The organism is Streptomyces sp. NBC_00038, assembly GCF_026343635.1.
In the GTDB taxonomy this organism is placed as follows: domain Bacteria; phylum Actinomycetota; class Actinomycetes; order Streptomycetales; family Streptomycetaceae; genus Streptomyces.
In genome coordinates, this window is sequence record NZ_JAPELQ010000001.1 from 1,282,441 (window position 1) to 1,300,676 (window position 18,236).

Consider the following 18,236-nt stretch of genomic DNA (forward strand, 5'->3'; position numbering starts at 1 on the left):
GCCGAGTCTCCCATGATCCGCTCGTAGCATGGCCCCACCTGCCATCTAGAGGCCGCTCACCCGCAGCGTGACGTTCAGCCGCCCGGTCAGCCCCAACTCGGGCGGCGCCGTGCCCGCGTACACCCGCGGCACCCCGTGGTGCGCGAGCCGGGACGCCCCGCCGAACACGAACAGGTCGCCGCTGCGCAGCTCGACATCCGTGTAGGGCCGTGTCCTGGTCGCGGTGTTCCCGAACCGGAAGACGCAGGTGTCTCCGAGGCTCAGTGAGACCACCGGCGCTGCCGACTTCTCGTCACTGTCGCGGTGCATGCCCATGCGGGCGTCGGCGTCGTAGAAGTTGATCAGTGCGATGTCGTACGGGGCACTCGCGGCCCCGGCGCCGAGGGCCTCCCTGACCGCGTCACGGCCCAGATCGTCCAGCCACCCCGGGAACGGCTTCACGGGTGTGCCGTCGCCGTCGACGACCGTGCGGGCGTACCCGTACGGATACCAGTGCCAGCCGAGGCAGACCTGCCGGGCGGTCATCGTGCCGCCGCCGGGGGTGCGGACCGTGCGCAGACCGGACGGTGGGCGGGCCCAGCCGCGGCATGCCTCAAGGAGCCGCCGCTGCTGGTCGGCGTCCAGCCAGTCGGGCACATGGACCGCGTCCGGCGCGACCTCCGTCCGGTCCCGGGGGAACAACATCGACATCGCCCTGTCCTCGCGCACCTCGCTGAGCTGCGGCTCCGTTAGCCTTGACCCACGATGACCGACTCTATGGCTACACCCTTCGGCGAGTACGCACTCGCCCGTTTCCCCGAGGCCGCCCGCGACCAGCTGCGTGCATGGGACGCCGCCGACACGTATCTGCTGAGGCATCTCGCGGAGAGCGGGACCCCGTTGTCGGGGTCGGTCGTGGTGGTCGGTGACCGGTGGGGCGCGCTCACCACGGCACTGTCCGCGCACCGGCCGACGCAGATCACCGATTCGTACCTCGCCCGTGAGGCGACGCGGGCGAATCTCGCGCGGGCCGGTGCCGAGGAGGCCGCGATAGGTCTTCTCACCACGCAGGACGCGCCTCCGGACCGCATCGACGTGCTGCTCGTCAGGGTGCCGAGGAGCCTCGGGCTGCTTGAGGACCAGCTGCACCGGCTGGCGCCCGGCGTGCACGAGGGGACGGTCGTCATCGGCACGGGCATGGTCAAGGAGATCCACACCTCGACGCTGCACCTCTTCGAGCGGATCCTCGGCCCGACCCGCACCTCACTGGCCGACAAGAAGGCCCGGCTGATCTTCTGCACGCCGTTCCCGGGGATCGCCCGGAACTCCAACCCCTGGCCGTACAGCTACGAGCTCCCCGACGGCGTCGGTACGGTCTCCGGCCGAACCGTCGTCAACCACGCGGGCGTCTTCTGCGCCGACCGTCTCGACATCGGCACCCGGTTCCTCCTCCAGCACCTGCCGCGCAGTCGCGGTCCCGAGCGCATCGCGGATCTGGGCTGCGGCAACGGGGTCGTCGGTACGGCGGCGGCGCTGGCCAATCCCGAGGCCGAGGTGCTGTTCGTCGACGAGTCGTACCAGGCGGTCGCCTCGGCGCGGGCGACCTACGCGGCGAACACCGAGGGGACGAAGGCGGAGTTCCGCGTCGGTGACGGACTGGCGGGCATCGACGACGGCAGCGTGGACCTCGTACTCAACAATCCGCCGTTCCACTCGCACCAAGCGACGACGGACGCCACGGCCTGGCGGATGTTCACCGAAGCGCGCCGTGCGCTGCGGCCGGGCGGCGAGCTGTGGGTGATCGGCAACCGCCACCTCGGGTATCACCTGAAGCTGCGCCGCCTCTTCGGCAACAGTGAACTCATGGCCAGTGACGCGAAGTTCGTGGTGCTCAGGGGGGTCAAGAAGTAGCTCCCCGCAGGGTGCGGGGCGATGCCCCGAGCTCTCTGCGGCATGCCTTGTTGAAGGCCTGCAGGTCCGGGATGCCGACGGACGCCGCCACCGCCGGGATGGAGAGCGTCGAGGCGCGCAGCAGGTGGTGGGCGCGCTCCAGTCTGCGGCGGCGGATGTAGGCGACCACCGTGGTGCCCGTCTCGGTGCGGAAGAGCCGGGTGAGGTGGTTGTGGGAGATCCCGGCGGCGCGGGCGATCTCGGGGATGGTCAGCGGGGCGGCCAGGTGAGCTTCGACATGGGCGATCGCCGTGCTCACCGCGGGGTGTGGTCCCGGGCTCGCGGTGGTGGCCGGGGTCAGGTGGGCGATGCGCCAGAGCGCGGTCCAGATCTCGGCCCGGGTGTGCGCGGGTGCGCCGGGTGCCGCCGTCATCGCGTGGAGCAACAGCCCGGAGAGTGTGGGGAGTTCGGGGCCCGCGTCCTGCATGACCGGGACGGTGTGCGGCGGGCCGGCCTGGGTGATGCGCAGGTGGGCGTAGAGGTGTTCGGAGCGGCCCTGGTAGCGGTAGCGGACCGTGGTGCCGGGGGGTACGAGGCTCACGCGGCCGGGGCGGATGACGTGGGCGGTGCCGTCGACGGTCAGCTCGGCGTCGTACTGGTAGAGGTGCAGCTGCCACAGCTCGGGCAGCCGGAAGACGTCCGTGGGGCTCGCGACGCCGTGCACGCCGACGCCGATGTTGACGACGGCGGGCGGCTCGCCGAGGTGGATCGCCGTCTCCCGCATGGTGAAAAAGTACCAGTAGTGGTGAGTGGGGCCCACGCGCCCGCGAGGACACCTCTCCTACGTTGGAGGGCATGACCAACACCAAGCTCCTGAGTTCGGTGCGGATGGCGCACTTCGTGGCCCACGGCTCACTGCGCCTCGACGCCGTGGTGCCGCCGGAGATGAACGCCGAGGGGATCGAGGTCCTGCGCGAGGGCGTGCCCGGCGTTCCCTACGGCAGTGCTGTCGCGGACGCCTATCCGGAGGGTTCCCTGGTCCGCCGCCTCGTGGAACTCCCTGTTGTGGCAGGTGCGTTGCGCAGTCTCGTGGGCCCCGGGCCCACCGTGGACCACCACGCCGTGCACATTCGCGAGCCCCGCGAGGGACAGGCGCAGCCGTTGCACGGTGACGCGATCATCGATGTGCGGACCGATGCCTTCGACGTCCAGTTGATGTACTACCCGCAGGACGTCACGCTCGACATGGGCGGCACCCTCAGCGTGCCGGGCAGTCATCTGCGGCGCACGAACGAGTCGGACACCGGGCGCTACCAGAACCTGCGCGGGCAGAGCCGCCTGGTCTGTCCGGCCGGTACCGTGGTGTTTCTGCACCATGGCCTGTGGCACGGCGGGCGGCGCAACGACAGCGACGCGGTGCGCTACATGTTCAAGATCCGCTTCAATCCGGCCGTGCGGCAGCGGCGGCTGTGGGACACCTCGGACCTCGGGGATCCGCGGGTCTCCGAGGAACTCGCCACGACGTTCCCGTGGTACGAGCCCGCCACCGGCCGCCTGGAGGTGTACAACCGGGTCCTGCTGTGGCGCGCGCTCACCGGGGACGACTCCTTCGACCTGGACCACTGGGTGACCCGGGTCTCCAACCGCCCGCAGGGAGACGCCGCATGACCATCCGTCAGCAGGTTCTGGTGCTCTACCTGGCCACCTCCGCGCTGGACGCGGACGTGGTGGGCTGGTCGGTCTACGACGGCACCGGCCGTACGTCCCCCACTACCGGGGACGGTGACGAACCGCCGTACACGTCGGGCGTGCACGCCCTGGAGGACGGCTGGCGGCTGTTCCAGGCGGCTCAGTTGATCCCGCCGTATCCAGGGCATGAGTACGACGTGTCGTTCCTCAAGCACGAGTTCTTCTTCGAGAAGCTGGTGGAGGTCGACGCTTCCTGAGGTCGCACTCGGGTCACCCGCGCAGTACGCCGATGAGCCGTGCCACCGTCCGCGCCATCGCCTCCCGCCCCTCTCCGAGGTACTTGCGCGAGTCCACGGCCTCGGGGTGGGCGGTGAGGAACTCCCGTATGGCACCCGTCATCGCGAGGTTCAGCGCCGTACCGATGTTGACCTTGGCGATGCCCCCCGTGACGGCCGCCGCCAGTTCGCCGTCAGGGACTCCGGAGGAGCCGTGCAGGACGAGCGGTACGTCCAGGGCCGCGGTCAGGCGCTTGAGCAGGCCGTGGTCGAGGGCGGCGGTGCGGGTGGTCATCGCGTGCGAGCTGCCGATCGCGACGGCCAGCCCGTCCACACCCGAGTCGGCCACGAAGGCGCGGGCCTCGGCGGGATCGGTGCGGGCGCCCGGCGCGTGCGCGTCGAGCGGGGGTACGCCGATCTTGCCGCCGATCTGCCCCAACTCGGCCTCGATCCAGAGCCCTTGGGCGTGCGCCCAGTCGACGGCGGCCCGGGTGACGGCGAGATTCTCCTGGTACGGCAGCCGGGCGGCGTCGTACATCACGGAGCTGAAGCCGGCGCCGGCCGCCTGCCGCAGCAGGTCGTCGCTCTGGACGTGGTCGAGGTGCAACGCGACGGGCACCAAGGCGCGTTCGGCCGCGGCGGTCGCGGCGCGGGCCAGCGGGAGCAGCCGTCCGTAGCGGAATCTGACGGCGTTCTCGCTGACTTGGAGGACGACCGGCGCGTCCACGGACTCGGCGCCGGCGATGACGGCTTCGACGTGTTCCAGGGTGATGACGTTGAACGCGGCGACCGCGGTCCGCGCCCCCGCGGCCGCGCGAACCAGTTCACCGGTTGCTGCGAGTGGCACAACTCCTCCTTCTCAGCGGGTGGTTGAGCCGACTCAGTGGGACGTCGGGGCGAGGATCACCGAGCGGGTGAGGTGGCGCGGCCGGTCCGGGTCCAGTCCGCGGGACGCGGCGACCGCGACGGCGAGCCGCTGGGCGCGGACGAGTTCGGCGAGCGGGTCGAGACCGCCGGCCACCCACAACCCGCCGGTCGCCCGGACCTGTTCGGCCAGACCTTCGGGCGCCTCGCCGAGCATCCAGGTGGCCGTGCCGTGTGTGGTGACGCTGATGGGGCCGTGCCGGTACTCCATCGCCGGGTAGGCCTCGGTCCAGGCCAGCGCGGCCTCGCGCATCTTGAGGCCGGCCTCGTTCGCCAGCCCGACGGTCCAGCCGCGGCCGAGGAATGTGAACTGAGCGCAGTCGACGAGCCCTTCGGGCAGCGGGCTCTCGAGTGCGGTACGCGCGTCGGCGACGACGGCGTCGGTGTGCAGACCGAGGTGGGCGCGCAGCAGTGTGAGCGCGGTGGTCGCGAACCGGGTCTGCACGACGGACTGTTCGTCCGCGAAGTCCAGGACCAGGACGTCGTCCGCCGAGTCCGTGACGGGGGTGTGCGGGTCGGCGGTGATGGCGGTGGTGCGCGTACGGCCCTTCAGGCCCCCGAGGAGTTCGAGCACTTCGGTGGTGGTGCCGGACCGGGTGAGGGCGACCACGCGGTCGTACGAGCGGCGGTTCGGGAACTCCGAGGCGGCGAAGGCGTCCGTCTCGCCCTGGCCCGACCCTTCGCGTAGCGCGGCGACGGCCTGCGCCATGAAGTACGAGGTCCCGCACCCGACGATCGCCACTCGCTCCCCCGCCGCCGGCAGTGCCGCACCGTGCGCCGCGGCCTGCTCGGCGGCGCGTATCCAGCACTCGGGCTGACTGTTGAGCTCGTTCTCGACATGGGTCATGCCGCACCCCTCCCACTGATGATTGTTCGTGCAAGATATAGCGATTTTTCAAGCACAATCAAGCATTCGAGCGCCAGAAAGGTGCGCTAAGGTCGCGGAAGATCGAGGATTGGAGAGTGCGGATGTCGCGCGACGCCCGCTGGAAGGCGCTGCTGGAACTGCTCGTGGAGCGGGGCCGGCTGGATGTCGAGGAGGTGGCGACCGAGCTGGAGGTGTCGGCCGCGACGATCCGGCGCGACTTCGACCAGCTCGCCGAGCAGCAGATGCTCGTACGCACCCGGGGCGGCGCGGTCGTGCACGGCGTCTCCTATGAACTGCCGCTGCGCTACAAGACCGCCCGCCACGCCTCCGAGAAGCAGCGCATCGCGAAGGCGGTGGCCGGTCTCGTCGCGCCCGGCGAGGCGGTGGGCCTGACCGGTGGCACGACCACCACGGAGGTCGCGCGCGCCCTGGCCGTGCGCCCCGACCTCGCTTCCGGTTCACCCGCGCTGACCGTGGTCACCAACGCGCTCAACATCGCCAACGAGCTGGCCGTGCGCCCCCAGTTCAAGATCGTGGTGACCGGCGGCGTCGCCCGCCCGCAGTCGTACGAGCTCGTCGGACCGCTCGCCGACGGCGTCCTCGGCCAGATCACCATCGACGTGGCCGTGCTCGGCGTGGTCGCCTTCGACGCCACACACGGTGCGGCCGCCCACGACGAGGCGGAGGCCGCGATCAACCGGCTGCTCTGCGAGCGCGCCGAGCGTGTGATCGTCGCCGCCGACTCCAGCAAGCTGGGCCGGCGCGCCTTTGCCCGGATCTGCGCGGCCGAGTCGGTGGACACTCTGGTGACGGACGCGGCGGTGAGCGAGGAGACGGTGCGGGGGTTCGAGGAGGCGGGGGTCGACGTCGTCGTCGTTTGACGCGGGCGAGGCCGCCTCTGTCGGTGTCCAATGTCAGGGTGTCCGACAAACCGAAGGAGACCGGACGATGAGTGCACTCCCCCACGCGCGAACGGTACGGACCACCCCGGAGGGCCTCCTGTGGGAGCCCAGCGAACGCTGGGTGCGCGGACGCAAGGGCGACGTCACCATCGTCGACAGCCGGCACCCTGTCCTCGTGTGGGAGCCCGCGCTGCCCGTCCCGACGTACGCCTTCCCCCGCGAAGAGGTCCGCGAGGACCTGCTCCGCCCGGCGCGGGACCCCCGGACGGGCACGCACACGGGATCGCGGATCTTCTACGACCTCGAGGTCGACGGCGAGGTGGTGGAGAACGCGGCCTGGACGTTCCCCGCCGACGACCTGGCAGGACACATCGCCTTCGAGTGGTTCCTGCGCAGCGGCCGGGGGCTCGACCACTGGTACGAGGAGGAGGAAGAGATCTTCATCCATCCCCGGGACCCGCACAAGCGGGTGGACGCCCTGCCGAGCAGCCGTCATGTCCAGGTCGAGATCGACGGCACGGTCGTCGCGGACACCCGGCGTCCCGTACTGCTCTTCGAGACCGGCCTTCCGGTGCGGTACTACGTGCCACTGGAGGACGTCCGCCTCGATCTCCTCGTCCCCACCGACCACAGCACCGGGTGTCCCTACAAGGGAACCGCCGAGTACTGGTCGTGGCGGGGCGACGCCGATGTCCCGGCGAACCTCGTCTGGAGCTACCCGGACCCGCTGCCCGCGGTGGCCACTGTCACAGGACTCCTCGCTTTCTACAACGAGGTGGTGGACATTACGGTGGACGGAGAGCGCGTGGAGCGCCCCGTCACTCCGTTCAGCAAAACGTTGTCGACGAGCTGACCGCCGGTCATCCAACCGGCCGGATCCACACACGTCGAGCCGCGCCCGGACGGAGATGTCGCGTGCCATACCTGGTGTCGCCGTCGGCAGCACTGCCGCCGTTCACTGCGCGCGGGCACACATCCGGCATGCGCTGCTGCCTCTCCGCTCCCCTCGCGGCCCTGTCCGCCCTGGCGGCCCTGCCCGCTCCCTCCGAAGTCCTGCGATCCGGCGCACTCCTCGCCCCCGCACTGCTGAGGGCCCTGGCCGGAGCCGTGCACGACACCGCACGCACCAGCCGTCTCCTCCACCCCGACACCATCAAGGCCGTCCACCTGGAACTGGTCACCCTGACCGAGGACAGCGCCGTCATCACCTGGCACACCGGAATACCCGGCACCGATGACGGCACCGGCCACATGCTCCCCGCGGTCACGGAGGGTGAGGTGGTCTACGGCACTCACCCCACGCGCCTCAACCGCACCGCGGGGGAAACCCGGCCCACCGCGCACCACCACGTGGAGCTCACGGGCCTTGAACCTGGCCAGACGTACTACTACCAGGCGCGCTCACGGGGTGTGACCGCCGTTCCCACCTCGCTGCACCTCGTCCGCGGCAACGCCGTCGGCACCAACCGCTACGGATTCGGGACGCGCGGAGGCCCGTACTCCTTCACCACCCCGCAGCCGCCGCCCGGGCGGCACCTGCTGTCGATCGCCCTCTGCAACGACCTGCACGTCGGGGAGACCACCGCCGGTCTGGTCGGTGGTGTACCGCTGTTCCGCGGGGTGTCGCAGGAGGTGGGGCTCTCGCCCTACCCGGAGATCATGAGCCGGGCGGTGGTGGAGGAGGCCCGGCGGCGCGGGGCGGACGTGCTGCTGGCCGCGGGGGACATCTCGGCCGGCGGCGGGCCGCGTGACCTGGCCGAGGCCAAGCGGATCCTGGACGGGTTCGGTGCCCACGGGCGGGACTACTTCGTCGTACGGGGTAACCACGACAGGCCCCGTCCCGTGCGCGGCGAATCTCACGGAGACGCCTTCCGCGACGGGTTCCTCGACGGCGGGGGTCCCTCGTACTTCGCCCGCGACCTCGGCGGGCTGCGGATCCTCGGGCTCGACACCTACGAGAAGGACGGCAACGGCGCCGACGCGGGCGGGCTCGGCGCGGAGCAACTGTCCTGGTTCCAGGCCCGGTTGAAGGAACAAAGGGACCAGCCCACCGTGGTGTTCGGCCACCATCCGCTGACCGTACGGGATTCGGTCTTCCCCGTGTCCAGGGGCCAGCAGCTCGGCCGCCGCCAGGCCCGTGCCGTTCTCGACGCCTACGCCGAGGCGCCCGGCGTCTTCCTCCACCACGCGGGCCACACCCACCGCAACAAGCGGACCGTCCTGCCGCAGGCCCCGCACGTCACATTGCAGGAGGTCAGCGCCGTCAAGGACTATCCCGGCGGCTTCTGCCTGCTCCGGATCCACTCCGGCGGATTCGCCCTCAACCACTACAAGTCCAGCAGCGCCCCGGCCCGCGAATGGGGCGAGCGCAGTCGCCGGGTGGCGGCGGGACTGTGGCCGCACCATGCGCTCGGCCGCTCGGTCGCCGACCGCAACAGCGTCGCCGCCCACGATCTGTCCGGCGTCACCCGCCCGGTATCACGAACGGCCTTCCAGGACAGCCCTGGTGAGCCCGTGGCCGGCTGAGCAGGTCTCTTCGCCGAGTGCGGGACGCCGCGTGGGCGGCGCCCCCGTTCTCCTCGGCCGACGGTCTCAGCCGAACACCTTGACCGCCTGGTAGTAGGTCCACGCCGTACCGTCGCAGGACGTCTTCGTCGCGCCGCTGTAGTTGAGGCAGACCCGCTTGAGGTCCTCGTAGAAGGCGCTGTCGAGGCGCGACTTGTTGGTACTGAAGGTGCCCGCGGCCTTGTAGTTGCGGTAGCCGAAGTCGTGGCGGGCGCATGAGGTGGCGAAGGGGAAGCCGAACGGGTTGTCCGGCGAGGAGGAGCAGTAGTCGGTGGACCAGTCGAACTCGTACGCGGCCCAGGCGGCCTGGTTCGCGCGGGCGGCGTTCCAGGTGCTGTAGCTCGATGCGCTGGTCTGGGTCCAGTTCGAGAGGACCTGGGACTTGTCGGCGGGAACTGCGTCGGCCGCTGTGGCGGTGCCGACGACAGTGATCAGGGCCAGAGTTGAGGCGGCAAAGCCGGCGGCGAGTCTGCGGTGCATCCCACACCTCCATGAGGCTGCGGCCCGCCCATCGGGCAGCAGGTTCATGACAAGAGCATCGCCATCAATGCGTGGTCTTTACACCTCGGATTCCCTAATGCCCCATTAACTCTCAGCTGTGCCGGACGAGAGGAACGTGAACCGCCGGGAGAGACGCGGACGTGAACGCGGCGAAGGACCGGACCGGTTCTCGGCGTCGGACGAAAAACAGTGGGGTGCGGAAGATCAACCTCCGCACCCCACCGCGTACTTCGGGTCGCGGCTACCCAACGGCCGCCGGGCTGCCCGCGGTCGGCAGCGCCGGAAGCGTCGTGAGCGCGGAGGTCGCGCCGCCGAGCAGCCCCGTGATCAGACCGAGCACCGGCGACAGCAGGCCCGTGACCGCACCGAGGACCGCGCCGAGGTCGAGCGAGGTCAGCGCCTTCAGCAGTCCGTCGACCGCCGACTGGAGCTGGGCCACCAGATCGGAGACCGGGTCGGCGGCGGCGACACCGGCGCGGTCCGACGTGTCCGACGTGACGCCGGCCCGCTCCTTCAGCCGCTGCTGGAGAGAGGCGTTCGCCGTCTCCACCGCCCTCGCGAGTCCGGCCGCCTCGACCGCGTCGAGGGTGCCGGCCTCCCGCTCGGCGAGGGTGGACAGCTCGTCCAGCAGAGGGTCGAGCGCTACGTCGTAGTGGTCAACTCTGTCCAGTACGCCGAGTTGTTCCAGCACCGCGTCCGAATCGGCGGAGGACCATGCCGCGGCGGCACCGCCCGAAGCCACCCGGGGTGCGTCGACGGCGGCAGCGGCGGTGCCGAGCGGACCGAAGACCAGAGCGGCGCAGACCAGGGGTGACAGGAGGAGTCCGCGGGAGACAAGGGCACGCATGCACAGTCCTTTCGAGAATTGCGGTTCTTGGGGCCACCGTGAGAACCACCGCCCCTCGCCGCAACCGATCGCGCGCCCGCTGCACGGCCCCACGCGTCGCCCATACGCCGCTGACCAGCGCCTTCCGCCCACATGGCCCGGCTGTCCATGCCTCAGTGGCATTCGGCTGTCAGGGGACGGGCGCATCGGCAGGTGAACCGTTCAGTCGACGAAGAGCCCTCGCGCCGCCGCCCGCGCGTCGAACTCCTCCAGCCGGACCTGCGCGTCGGGGAGGCCGTCGCACATCACCTCCAGGAGGACCTGTCCCAGCAGCATGGGGGCGCTCACCGTGTCGAAGACCAGGCCGGTGCCCACGGCCGCCGGGAGGAGCAGATCGCTGTGGGCGGCCACCGGGGCGAACGTGCCGTCGGCGATCGTCACCACGGTCAGCCCCGTGTCACGGGCGTGGCCGAGCGCGTCGAGGAGCTCGCGCGGGTGACGCGGCAGCGCGAAGCACAGGAGTGCGCTCGCCCCGGCGTGCCGGGCGGCGTCGATGCGGTCGGCGAGCAACGAGCCGCCCTCGTCGAGCAGGCGTACGTCGGGATGAACCTTCGCGGCGAAGTAGGCGAAGCCGCGTGCCTGGGCCGCGGAGGCGCGCAGCCCGAGCACCGGCAGCGGCCGCGAGGCGGCGAGCAGCCGGCCCGCGCGTTCCACGGGCCCGGCGTCGGCGAGCAGCGACGCCAGGTTCCGCAGGTTGTCGATCTCGGCCTGTACCGCTTGCTGGTACTGGTTGTTCGGCCGCCCGTCCTCAGCGCCGGCGGCGGGTGCGACGTCCCGCAGATGTCTGCGCAGTGCCGGGTATCCGTCGAAGCCGAGGGCGACCGCGAAGCGGGTCACCGACGGCTGGCTCACTCCGGCCAGCTGGGCCAGCTCCACGCTCGACAGGAACGGCACGGCAGCCGATTGCCGGACCAGGCAGTGCGCGATGCGGCGCTGCGTCGGGGTCAGCCGGCGTCCCTCGAAGAGCTGGTGCAGCCGTGCGGACGCGCCGGGTGCGCCGGTCTCGGCGGCGCCTGAGGCGGGCGCACCGGCGTTCCGGGTGCCCACGTCGGCTCCGTCGCTCTCGCTCATCTCGATCCCCCAGCCGGTCCCACTCATCCCCTCGCTCCTGCCTGGTGAGACGCACGGCCCGGCGGACGGTGACGGCGTGGTCGAACCCACCGCCGGCACCGCCCGCCCCGGATCTGACGACCCAGGAATGATCCGGTGACCACCCCGGTCAGCTGACGAGGCCGGCCTCCGTCAGCCAGTCCTTGGCCACGGTGCTGGCGTCCTCCTTGTCGTTGACGAGCCTCTTCATCATCTCCAGCAGGTCCTCGGTGGTGAGCTTGGCCGAGACGCCGTTGAGTGCCGCCTTGGCCGTGTCGTTGACCGCGGACTTGTAGACCAGGGGCGTCACGTTCTGCGAGGAGAAGAGGTTCTTCGGGTCCTCGAGGACCACCAGCTTGTCCTCGACGATGGCGGGGTCGGTGGTGTAGAGGTTCGCGGCTTGGACCGTGCCCTTCTTCAGCAGTTCGAGCAGAGTGCTCTGGGCGCCCGCGTCGAGCGGCTGGAACTTCCCGAACTCCACGCCGTAGATGGTCTTCAGACCGACCAGTCCCTGCGTACGCGTCTTGAACTCCGAGCCGGCGCCGATCGTCATGTCGCCCGCGATCGGCCTGAGGTCGGCGAGCGTCTTGAGGTTGTACTTGGCAGCGGTCTCAGCGGTGACCGTGACCGAGTCCTTGTCCTCGGCCGCGGCGGAGTCGAGTATCTCCACCGACGAGGGGAGCTTCGCCTTCAGCTCGGCGTTGATGTCCTCGCTGCTGGTCGCGGTGCTCTTCTCGTCGACCGCGACCGCGAGCAGAGCGCCGTTGTACTCCGGGAAGACGCTGATGCCGCCCTTGACGATCTGGTCGTAGTAGACCTCACGGGCCCCGATGTCGAACTTGCGGGTCACCTTCAGGTCCTTGGCTTCCAGGGCCTGCGCGTAGATCTCGGCGAGCAGCTGGTTCTCGGGGAAGTTCGCCGAGCCGACGACGAGTGCCTTGCTGTCGCTGTCGCCGCTGCTTCCCGTCAGCGGATTGTCATCGCTGCTGTCGCTGCCGCCGCAGGCGCTCAGGGACAGTGCTGCGATCAGGCCGAAAGCGGCGCCACGGATCATGCTTCTCATGGGTATTTCCTCTCTCAAGAGCCCTGAAGCTCAGAAACTCATGACTTTGCTGCCGGGCCCTGAAGTCCCGGCGAGACGATGACGCGCCGCAGCGCGGTGAAGAGAACCTGGACTACGAGGGCGAGCACGACGACGACGGTGGAGCCGCCGATGACCAGTTCGTAGTCGTTGCGGGCGAGCCCGTCGACGATGAAGCGGCCGAGCCCGCCGAGACCGGGATAGGCGGCGATGGTCGCGGTGGCCACGACCTGGATCGCGGCGACCCGCAACCCGAGCAGGATCAGCGGCAGCGCCATCGGCACCTCCACCCGCACCAGCACCTCCCACTCCGTCATGCCAACCCCGCGTGCGGCATCCCGGGTGTCGGCGTCCACACCTCGGACGCCTTCGAAGGTGTTGATGAGGATCGGCGGGACCGCGAGCGCGACCAGGGCGACCAGGACGGGCGTGGTGCTGAGCCCGGCGAGCGTGACGACGAGCACCACCAGGCCGAAGGTGGGGATCGCCCGCGCGAGGTTCGCCACGCTGGCGACGGCGAACGCCCCACGGCCGGTGTGTCCGACCAGCAGCCCGAACGTGAGCCCGATCAGGGTGGCGAACAGCAGCGAGATGCCGCTGTAGGTGAGGTGTTCCAGGAGCCGCTGGGGGATCCCCTCGTCGCCGTGCCACTGCTGCGAGGACGTCAACCAGTCCCCTACGAGCTGGAGTTGGTTCACCAGGTCGTTCATGCCCTCGCCCCCTTGCCGCGGGCCCACGGCGTGAGGAGTCGCTGCGCCAGGACCAGCACCGCGTCGGTGGCGAGCGCGAGCAGCATGATCAGAACGATCGCGGTGATGATCGGGGTCGGGAAGTCGAGCTGGAGGCCCCGGGTGATGTAGAAGCCGAGACCGCCCTGCCCGATCAGCTGTCCCACGGCGACGAGGCTGATGGAGGAGACGGCTGCGACGCGTACGCCGGCCACGACGACCGGTACGGCGATGGGCAGTTCGACCTGGACGACACGGCGCACCGTGCCGAATCCCATCGCGGTGGCCGCCTGCCGGACCGGTTCCGGGACGGAAGCCAGGCCGTCCACGACATTGGGCACCAGGACCGACAGCGTGTAGAGCGTGAGCGGGATCATCACGGTCTGCTGGGTGAGCCCCGTATAGCGGACAAAGATCATGAACATGGCCAGTGACGGGATGGCGTACAGCACGTTGGTCACGGTCAGAACCGGTGGGTACAGCCAGCGCCAACGATGGCAGAGGATGCCGAGCGGCACCGAGATGATCAGGCCGAACAGCACCGGCAGCAGGCCCAGTTGCAGATGGACGCCGGTGTAGTGGCCGAGCTCGCCGAGATGGTCTCCGACCCAGTCCCAGCGGACGAGTGGCTCCCCGTCGTTCATCGTTCACCCCCGCCCGCGCCGTCGGCGCCCTTGTCGTCCTTGGCGGTCTGGTCTTTGGCAGTCTCGTTCTTGGCGGTCTCGTTCTTGGCGATCTCCACCACGGACGCCTCCGCCACGGACGCCTCGCCTTCGGCCACCTCGTCGCGGGCCATCGCGGCGGACAGCTCGTACGCGTCCGCGACACCGATGACCGCGCCTTCGCCGTCCACCCCCACCGCGAGCCGGGAGGGTGACAGGAGCGCCGCGTCGAGGGCGGCCCGCGCGGAGTCGCCGACGAGGCTGAATGTGTGGCCGAGCGGTGTCAGCGCCGCGTCCGCGAGCGTGCCGCCCGTGGGCAGCTCGGCGACCTCGGTCCAGCCGAGCGGTCGGCGGTCACCGTCGACGACGAGCACCCAGGGATCCTTCGCCGCCCTGGCCACCGCCACGGAAGAGGTCGCCGACAGCACAGGCCCGTCGCGCAGCGGCAGGTCGGCCGCCTTGACGAAGGACAGCCGGCGGATACCGCGGTCCTGGCCCACGAAGTCGGCCACGAACTCGTCCGCGGGATGGGCGAGCAGCCGCTCGGGGGTGTCGAACTGCGCGAGCTTGCCGCCGGTTCGGAACACCGCGATGTGGTCGCCGAGTTTGATCGCCTCGTCGATGTCATGGGTGACGAAGACGATCGTCTTGTGCAGCTCCTTCTGCAGCCGGATGAACTCCGCCTGCAGCTCACCGCGCACGATCGGGTCGACCGCGCTGAACGGCTCGTCCATCAGCAGCACCGGCGGGTCGGCGCCCAGCGCCCTGGCCACCCCGACGCGCTGCTGCTGCCCGCCGGAGAGCTGGTACGGGTAGCGCTTGCCCATCTCGCCCGGCAGCCCGACCAGTTCCAGCAGCTCCGCCGCCCGTGCCCGCGCCTTCTTCCGGCTCCAGCCGAGCAGCAGCGGCACCGTGGCTATGTTGTCGAGGATGGTGCGGTGCGGGAACAGCCCGGCGTGCTGGATCACATAGCCGATGCCGCGGCGGAGCTCGGGGGCGTGGATCTCCCGGATGTCCTGGCCGCGCAGCCTCACCGTCCCGGCCGTCGGCTCCACCATGCGGTTGACCATGCGCAAGGTCGTGGTCTTGCCGCAGCCGGAGGGACCCACCAGGACCGTGATGCCGCCCTCGGCCAGTTCCAGGGACAGCTCGTCCACGGCTGTCGTGCCGTTTGGATAGTTTTTGCTTACCGCGTCGAACCTGATCAAGGCTGCCCCTTACCCCGACTGCATATGGTCATGCAGAGTTGCCGGTGACTGAATGGCAGTCAATGCCCTTTCGTAAACGGCGCGTTACGTTCCTGCGAAGGCGGGGCCGATGCGCCCGTAATCTGCGCATTGAATGCGTAATGCGCCTTTACATGTAAACCCCAGACGCCTGACAGTTGCCCTCGACGGTCACGTTTCGGCCATGCCGTCGGCGTCGCACCGTCCGCCACCCCACACGCAGGGAGCCACCGCCATGGAACCGGTCCGGTTCACTTTCCTGAACGGCTCGGACATCGAGCAGCTCGAGCTGTCCGATACCGAGGTGCTCGACGCCGTCGAGCAGGGGCTACGCGCCCAGGGCCGAGGAGAGACGGTCATCGAACCGCGCGTCCACCTCATGCCCGATCCCGCGTTCAACGGCCACTTCAACGTCCTGCGCGGCTATGTCGCTCCGCTCGGGCTGGCCGGAGTCAAGATCGTGGGTGACTACGTCGACAACTACAAGTCGGGGCTGCCCTCCGAGATGGCGCTGCTCAACCTCTTCGACCCGCGCACCGGCATGCCGGTGGCCATACTCGACGCCACCGCCATCACCGAAATGCGCACCGGCGCCGTCACCGCGCTCGGAGCACGCCATCTGGCCCGCCCGGACTCCAAGGTGCTCGGTCACATCGGCGCCCGCGCCACCTCGTACTGGAATGTCCGCCTGCTGGACCGGATCTTCGACCTCACCGAGATACGCGTCCATTCGCGCCGTCCCGAGAGCCGCAAGGCCTTCGCCGAGCGACTGGAGCGCGACCTCGGCAAGCCCGTCGTCGTGACCGAGGACTGGCGGTCCTGTGTCGAAGGCGCGGACATCGTGGTGGAGGCGTCCCGGCTCGAGCGCCCGGAGCCGCTGCTCAAGACCGAGTGGATCACCCCGGGAGCCCTTGTCGTACCGTACGGAACGATGAGCGCCGTCGAACTCTCCCTCACGGACGTCATGGACAAGATCGTCGTCGACGACTGGGGCCAGTGCCGGTCCGGGCCCTTCGGTGCGCTGCGCGCCCACGTCGAGTCCGGCAGGCTCAGCGAGGCGACCCTGCACGCCGAACTGTGCGAGATCGTCGTCGGCGACAAGCCCGGCCGTGAACGCGCCGACGAGACGACGCTGTTCTGGCACCGCGGACTCTCACTCTCCGACATCGCGCTGGGCGCCGCCATGCTGGCGAAGGCCGAGGAGCGCGGCCTCGGCCAGAAGCTGCGGTTCTCATGACGAGCGGACTCTCCGGTGACTCGGTCGAGGCCGACGGGCGGACGCTCTCCGGCGACTCGGACGTGCACGGGCCAGCACCCTCCGGTGACTCGCTCGTCGTCGACGGGCGAACGCCCATGCGTGACTCGGTCACCGCCGGCGGACGTACGCGCTCCCGTGACTCGGCCGTCGCCGACGGACGTACACCCTCCCGTGGCCCGGTCGTCGTCGACGGGCGGTCACTCTCCTGCGACGACGTCGTCGCCGTGGCCCACCACGGTGCCCAAGTCGCCCTGGCGGCCGAGGTGTTGCCCAGACTGACCCGCGACCGTGCCGTCGTCGACGATGTCGTCGACCGCCAGGTTCCGACGTACGGCCTGACCACGGGGCTGGGCAGCCGGTCGTCGTACGCACTGCCGCGCGACGAGCTCGCGGAGTTCAGCGTCCGTACGGTCCGGGGCCGGGCCAACGCGGTCGGCGATCCGCTGCCGGTCCCGGTCGTACGCGCCGCCGTCCTCGCCCGTGTGAACGGCATCGCGAGCGGCGGCAGCGGAGTGCGCCCGGAGATCCTGAGCCAACTCGTCGGGCTGCTCAACTCCCGCGTGCATCCAGTGGTACCCGAGGTCGGGTCGATCGGCGCGTCCGACCTGTGCCAGATGGCGCATGTCGGTCTGGTCGTCATCGGCGAAGGCCGCGCCGAGTTCGACGGTGAGGTGCTCGACGGAGCCACTGCGCTGCGGCGGGCGGGTCTCACCCCGGCCGAGCTGGGGCCGAAGGACGGCCATGTGCTGTGCAGCGCAAGCCCGTTGGCGGCAGGCCAGGGCGCCCTCGCCCTCCACGAGACGGGCGCCGTCCTCATGCTGGCGCAGACGGTCACGGCGCTGACCTTCGAGGGATTCCGGGCGAACACCAGCCCGCTGGACGCCCGCGTACTGGATCTGCGTCCGGCGCCGGGACAGTCCCGGGCGGCGCACGAGCTGCTCGCCCTGCTCGACGGCGGCGAGTTGGGCGATCCCCGGCACGCGCGGCGCGTGCAGGACCCGGTCAGCCTGCGCTGCGCGGCCCAGGTGCACGGCGCGCTGTATGCCGCGCTGGACTTCGCCACCGCCGCCCTCGAACCGGAGCTCAACGGCTGCGGCGACAATCCGGTGGTGCTGGCCGACACCGGCGAGATCCTCTCGTCCGGCAATTTCCACACCCCGGCCCTGGCCCTCGCCTTCGACACCCTCGCGCTGGCCCTGACGCAGACCGCCGCCATCTCCGCCGAGCGCATGCGGCGGCTGCTCAACCCGGCCGTCAGCGGACTGTCCGCGAACCTCTCGCCGTACGGTCCGGAGCGTTCGGGTTTCGCACCGCTGGCGAAGACGGCGCAGGCGCTCGTCGCCGAGATCCGCATGCTGTCCGCACCGGTGTGCACCGACCCCCGGCACGGCGCGGACGCCGTCGAGGACGACTCGACCAACGCGGCGCTCGGGGCACGGCGGTTGACGACGATGCTCGTCCGCTTGCGCCAACTGCTCGCCGTGGAGGCCCTGGTGGCCGCCCAGGCCGTGGACCTGGCCGCACCGTCCGCCCTGGGACGGGGCCCCGGACTCCTGCACCGCGCGATCCGCGAGCTGGTCCCCCCGCTGGACGACGACCGGCCCTGCGGAGCGGACGTGGAACGGGTGAGCGGCGAGGTGCTGGAGTCCGCCGACATCCGAAGTGCCCTGCGCGCCATGCTGAGAGAGGTGTCGTGATCAATATCGAGGTGGT

General features: G+C 70.3%; 19 protein-coding genes. 8 read left to right on the forward strand and 11 right to left on the reverse strand.

What is annotated here, in order from left to right; genetic code table 11:
• Positions 1-45: 45 nt before the first annotated feature.
• Positions 46-690: an alpha-ketoglutarate-dependent dioxygenase AlkB gene (locus OG219_RS05950; RefSeq protein ID WP_266823591.1), complete on the reverse strand. Its 645-nt coding sequence runs from the start codon at positions 688-690 to the stop codon at positions 46-48.
• Between the two features lie 66 nt (positions 691-756).
• On the opposite strand from OG219_RS05950, the gene OG219_RS05955 reads away from it, so the two are divergent.
• The gene (locus OG219_RS05955) at positions 757-1,890 is read left to right on the forward strand and encodes a methyltransferase (RefSeq protein ID WP_266823593.1); all 1,134 of its coding nucleotides are present in this window, start codon (positions 757-759) and stop codon (positions 1,888-1,890) included.
• Here the strand turns inward: OG219_RS05955 and OG219_RS05960 are convergent.
• Positions 1,880-2,653: an AraC family transcriptional regulator gene (locus OG219_RS05960; protein ID WP_266823595.1), complete on the reverse strand. Its 774-nt coding sequence runs from the start codon at positions 2,651-2,653 to the stop codon at positions 1,880-1,882. The genes OG219_RS05955 and OG219_RS05960 overlap by 11 nt on opposite strands.
• Before the next feature lie 71 nt (positions 2,654-2,724).
• Between OG219_RS05960 and OG219_RS05965 the strand changes: the two genes are divergently transcribed.
• Complete coding sequence (locus OG219_RS05965; protein ID WP_266823597.1) at positions 2,725-3,537, forward strand: phytanoyl-CoA dioxygenase family protein; 813 nt, start codon at positions 2,725-2,727, stop codon at positions 3,535-3,537.
• A 2-nt stretch (positions 3,538-3,539) separates the two neighbouring features.
• Complete coding sequence (locus OG219_RS05970) at positions 3,540-3,815, forward strand: hypothetical protein (protein ID WP_266836013.1); 276 nt, start codon at positions 3,540-3,542, stop codon at positions 3,813-3,815.
• A 13-nt stretch (positions 3,816-3,828) separates the two neighbouring features.
• On the opposite strand, the gene OG219_RS05975 is transcribed toward OG219_RS05970, so the two are convergent.
• Both OG219_RS05975 and OG219_RS05980 read right to left on the reverse strand, forming a co-directional pair.
• A complete protein-coding gene (locus OG219_RS05975) occupies positions 3,829-4,680 on the reverse strand; it encodes a class II fructose-bisphosphate aldolase (protein WP_266823599.1) in 852 nt (283 codons plus the stop codon).
• Positions 4,681-4,713: 33 nt separating this feature from the next.
• Positions 4,714-5,604 (reverse strand): SIS domain-containing protein, encoded by an 891-nt coding sequence (locus OG219_RS05980; RefSeq protein WP_266823601.1) that lies wholly within the window; start codon positions 5,602-5,604, stop codon positions 4,714-4,716.
• Positions 5,605-5,726: 122 nt separating this feature from the next.
• On the opposite strand from OG219_RS05980, the gene OG219_RS05985 reads away from it, so the two are divergent.
• The 3 genes from OG219_RS05985 (at position 5,727) to OG219_RS05995 (ending at position 9,053) form a co-directional block, all read left to right on the forward strand.
• A complete protein-coding gene (locus tag OG219_RS05985; protein WP_266823603.1) occupies positions 5,727-6,506 on the forward strand; it encodes a DeoR/GlpR family DNA-binding transcription regulator in 780 nt (259 codons plus the stop codon).
• Between the two features lie 67 nt (positions 6,507-6,573).
• Complete coding sequence (locus tag OG219_RS05990; protein WP_266823605.1) at positions 6,574-7,380, forward strand: DUF427 domain-containing protein; 807 nt, start codon at positions 6,574-6,576, stop codon at positions 7,378-7,380.
• A gap of 128 nt (positions 7,381-7,508) precedes the next feature.
• Entirely contained in the window at positions 7,509-9,053 is a 1,545-nt protein-coding gene (locus OG219_RS05995; protein ID WP_266836014.1) for a metallophosphoesterase family protein, read from the forward strand.
• Positions 9,054-9,119: 66 nt separating this feature from the next.
• Here OG219_RS05995 and OG219_RS06000 read toward each other — a convergent pair whose 3' ends face one another.
• From OG219_RS06000 to OG219_RS06030, 7 genes are all read right to left on the reverse strand, one after another.
• Positions 9,120-9,572 (reverse strand): phospholipase, encoded by a 453-nt coding sequence (locus tag OG219_RS06000; RefSeq protein ID WP_266823607.1) that lies wholly within the window; start codon positions 9,570-9,572, stop codon positions 9,120-9,122.
• Positions 9,573-9,834: 262 nt separating this feature from the next.
• Positions 9,835-10,440 carry a hypothetical protein gene (locus OG219_RS06005; protein WP_266823609.1) on the reverse strand — a complete coding sequence of 202 codons (606 nt, stop codon included), beginning with the start codon at positions 10,438-10,440 and terminating at the stop codon, positions 9,835-9,837.
• Positions 10,441-10,641: 201 nt separating this feature from the next.
• Positions 10,642-11,550, reverse strand: coding sequence for a MurR/RpiR family transcriptional regulator (locus OG219_RS06010; protein WP_266836015.1), 909 nt, complete (start codon positions 11,548-11,550; stop codon positions 10,642-10,644).
• 148 nt (positions 11,551-11,698) lie between these two features.
• Positions 11,699-12,622, reverse strand: coding sequence for an ABC transporter substrate-binding protein (locus tag OG219_RS06015; RefSeq protein ID WP_266836016.1), 924 nt, complete (start codon positions 12,620-12,622; stop codon positions 11,699-11,701).
• Between the two features lie 47 nt (positions 12,623-12,669).
• The gene (locus OG219_RS06020; protein WP_266823611.1) at positions 12,670-13,359 is read right to left on the reverse strand and encodes an ABC transporter permease; all 690 of its coding nucleotides are present in this window, start codon (positions 13,357-13,359) and stop codon (positions 12,670-12,672) included.
• Positions 13,356-14,021 (reverse strand): ABC transporter permease, encoded by a 666-nt coding sequence (locus tag OG219_RS06025; protein ID WP_266823613.1) that lies wholly within the window; start codon positions 14,019-14,021, stop codon positions 13,356-13,358. Before OG219_RS06025 ends, OG219_RS06020 begins: the two co-directional genes overlap by 4 nt.
• Complete coding sequence (locus OG219_RS06030; protein WP_266823615.1) at positions 14,018-15,247, reverse strand: ABC transporter ATP-binding protein; 1,230 nt, start codon at positions 15,245-15,247, stop codon at positions 14,018-14,020. Before OG219_RS06030 ends, OG219_RS06025 begins: the two co-directional genes overlap by 4 nt.
• Before the next feature lie 253 nt (positions 15,248-15,500).
• Here OG219_RS06030 and OG219_RS06035 point away from each other — a divergent pair, with 253 nt between their 5' ends.
• Positions 15,501-16,502: an ornithine cyclodeaminase family protein gene (locus OG219_RS06035; protein WP_266823617.1), complete on the forward strand. Its 1,002-nt coding sequence runs from the start codon at positions 15,501-15,503 to the stop codon at positions 16,500-16,502.
• Positions 16,499-18,220, forward strand: coding sequence for a histidine ammonia-lyase (gene hutH, locus OG219_RS06040; RefSeq protein WP_266823619.1), 1,722 nt, complete (start codon positions 16,499-16,501; stop codon positions 18,218-18,220). Before OG219_RS06035 ends, hutH begins: the two co-directional genes overlap by 4 nt.
• The last annotated feature ends 16 nt before the right edge of the window (positions 18,221-18,236 follow it).

Coding starts and splice junctions, on each gene's coding strand:
- OG219_RS05950 (WP_266823591.1), bottom strand. CDS start 690: ATGTCGATGTTGTTCCCCCGGGACCGGACGGAGGTCGCGCCGGACGCG.
- OG219_RS05955 (WP_266823593.1), top strand. CDS start 757: ATGGCTACACCCTTCGGCGAGTACGCACTCGCCCGTTTCCCCGAGGCC.
- OG219_RS05960 (WP_266823595.1), bottom strand. CDS start 2,653: ATGCGGGAGACGGCGATCCACCTCGGCGAGCCGCCCGCCGTCGTCAAC.
- OG219_RS05965 (WP_266823597.1), top strand. CDS start 2,725: ATGACCAACACCAAGCTCCTGAGTTCGGTGCGGATGGCGCACTTCGTG.
- OG219_RS05980 (WP_266823601.1), bottom strand. CDS start 5,604: ATGACCCATGTCGAGAACGAGCTCAACAGTCAGCCCGAGTGCTGGATA.
- OG219_RS05985 (WP_266823603.1), top strand. CDS start 5,727: ATGTCGCGCGACGCCCGCTGGAAGGCGCTGCTGGAACTGCTCGTGGAG.
- OG219_RS05990 (WP_266823605.1), top strand. CDS start 6,574: ATGAGTGCACTCCCCCACGCGCGAACGGTACGGACCACCCCGGAGGGC.
- OG219_RS05995 (WP_266836014.1), top strand. CDS start 7,509: ATGCGCTGCTGCCTCTCCGCTCCCCTCGCGGCCCTGTCCGCCCTGGCG.
- OG219_RS06000 (WP_266823607.1), bottom strand. CDS start 9,572: ATGCACCGCAGACTCGCCGCCGGCTTTGCCGCCTCAACTCTGGCCCTG.
- OG219_RS06005 (WP_266823609.1), bottom strand. CDS start 10,440: ATGCGTGCCCTTGTCTCCCGCGGACTCCTCCTGTCACCCCTGGTCTGC.
- OG219_RS06010 (WP_266836015.1), bottom strand. CDS start 11,550: ATGAGCGAGAGCGACGGAGCCGACGTGGGCACCCGGAACGCCGGTGCG.
- OG219_RS06015 (WP_266836016.1), bottom strand. CDS start 12,622: ATGATCCGTGGCGCCGCTTTCGGCCTGATCGCAGCACTGTCCCTGAGC.
- OG219_RS06020 (WP_266823611.1), bottom strand. CDS start 13,359: ATGAACGACCTGGTGAACCAACTCCAGCTCGTAGGGGACTGGTTGACG.
- OG219_RS06025 (WP_266823613.1), bottom strand. CDS start 14,021: ATGAACGACGGGGAGCCACTCGTCCGCTGGGACTGGGTCGGAGACCAT.
- OG219_RS06035 (WP_266823617.1), top strand. CDS start 15,501: ATGGAACCGGTCCGGTTCACTTTCCTGAACGGCTCGGACATCGAGCAG.
- hutH (WP_266823619.1), top strand. CDS start 16,499: ATGACGAGCGGACTCTCCGGTGACTCGGTCGAGGCCGACGGGCGGACG.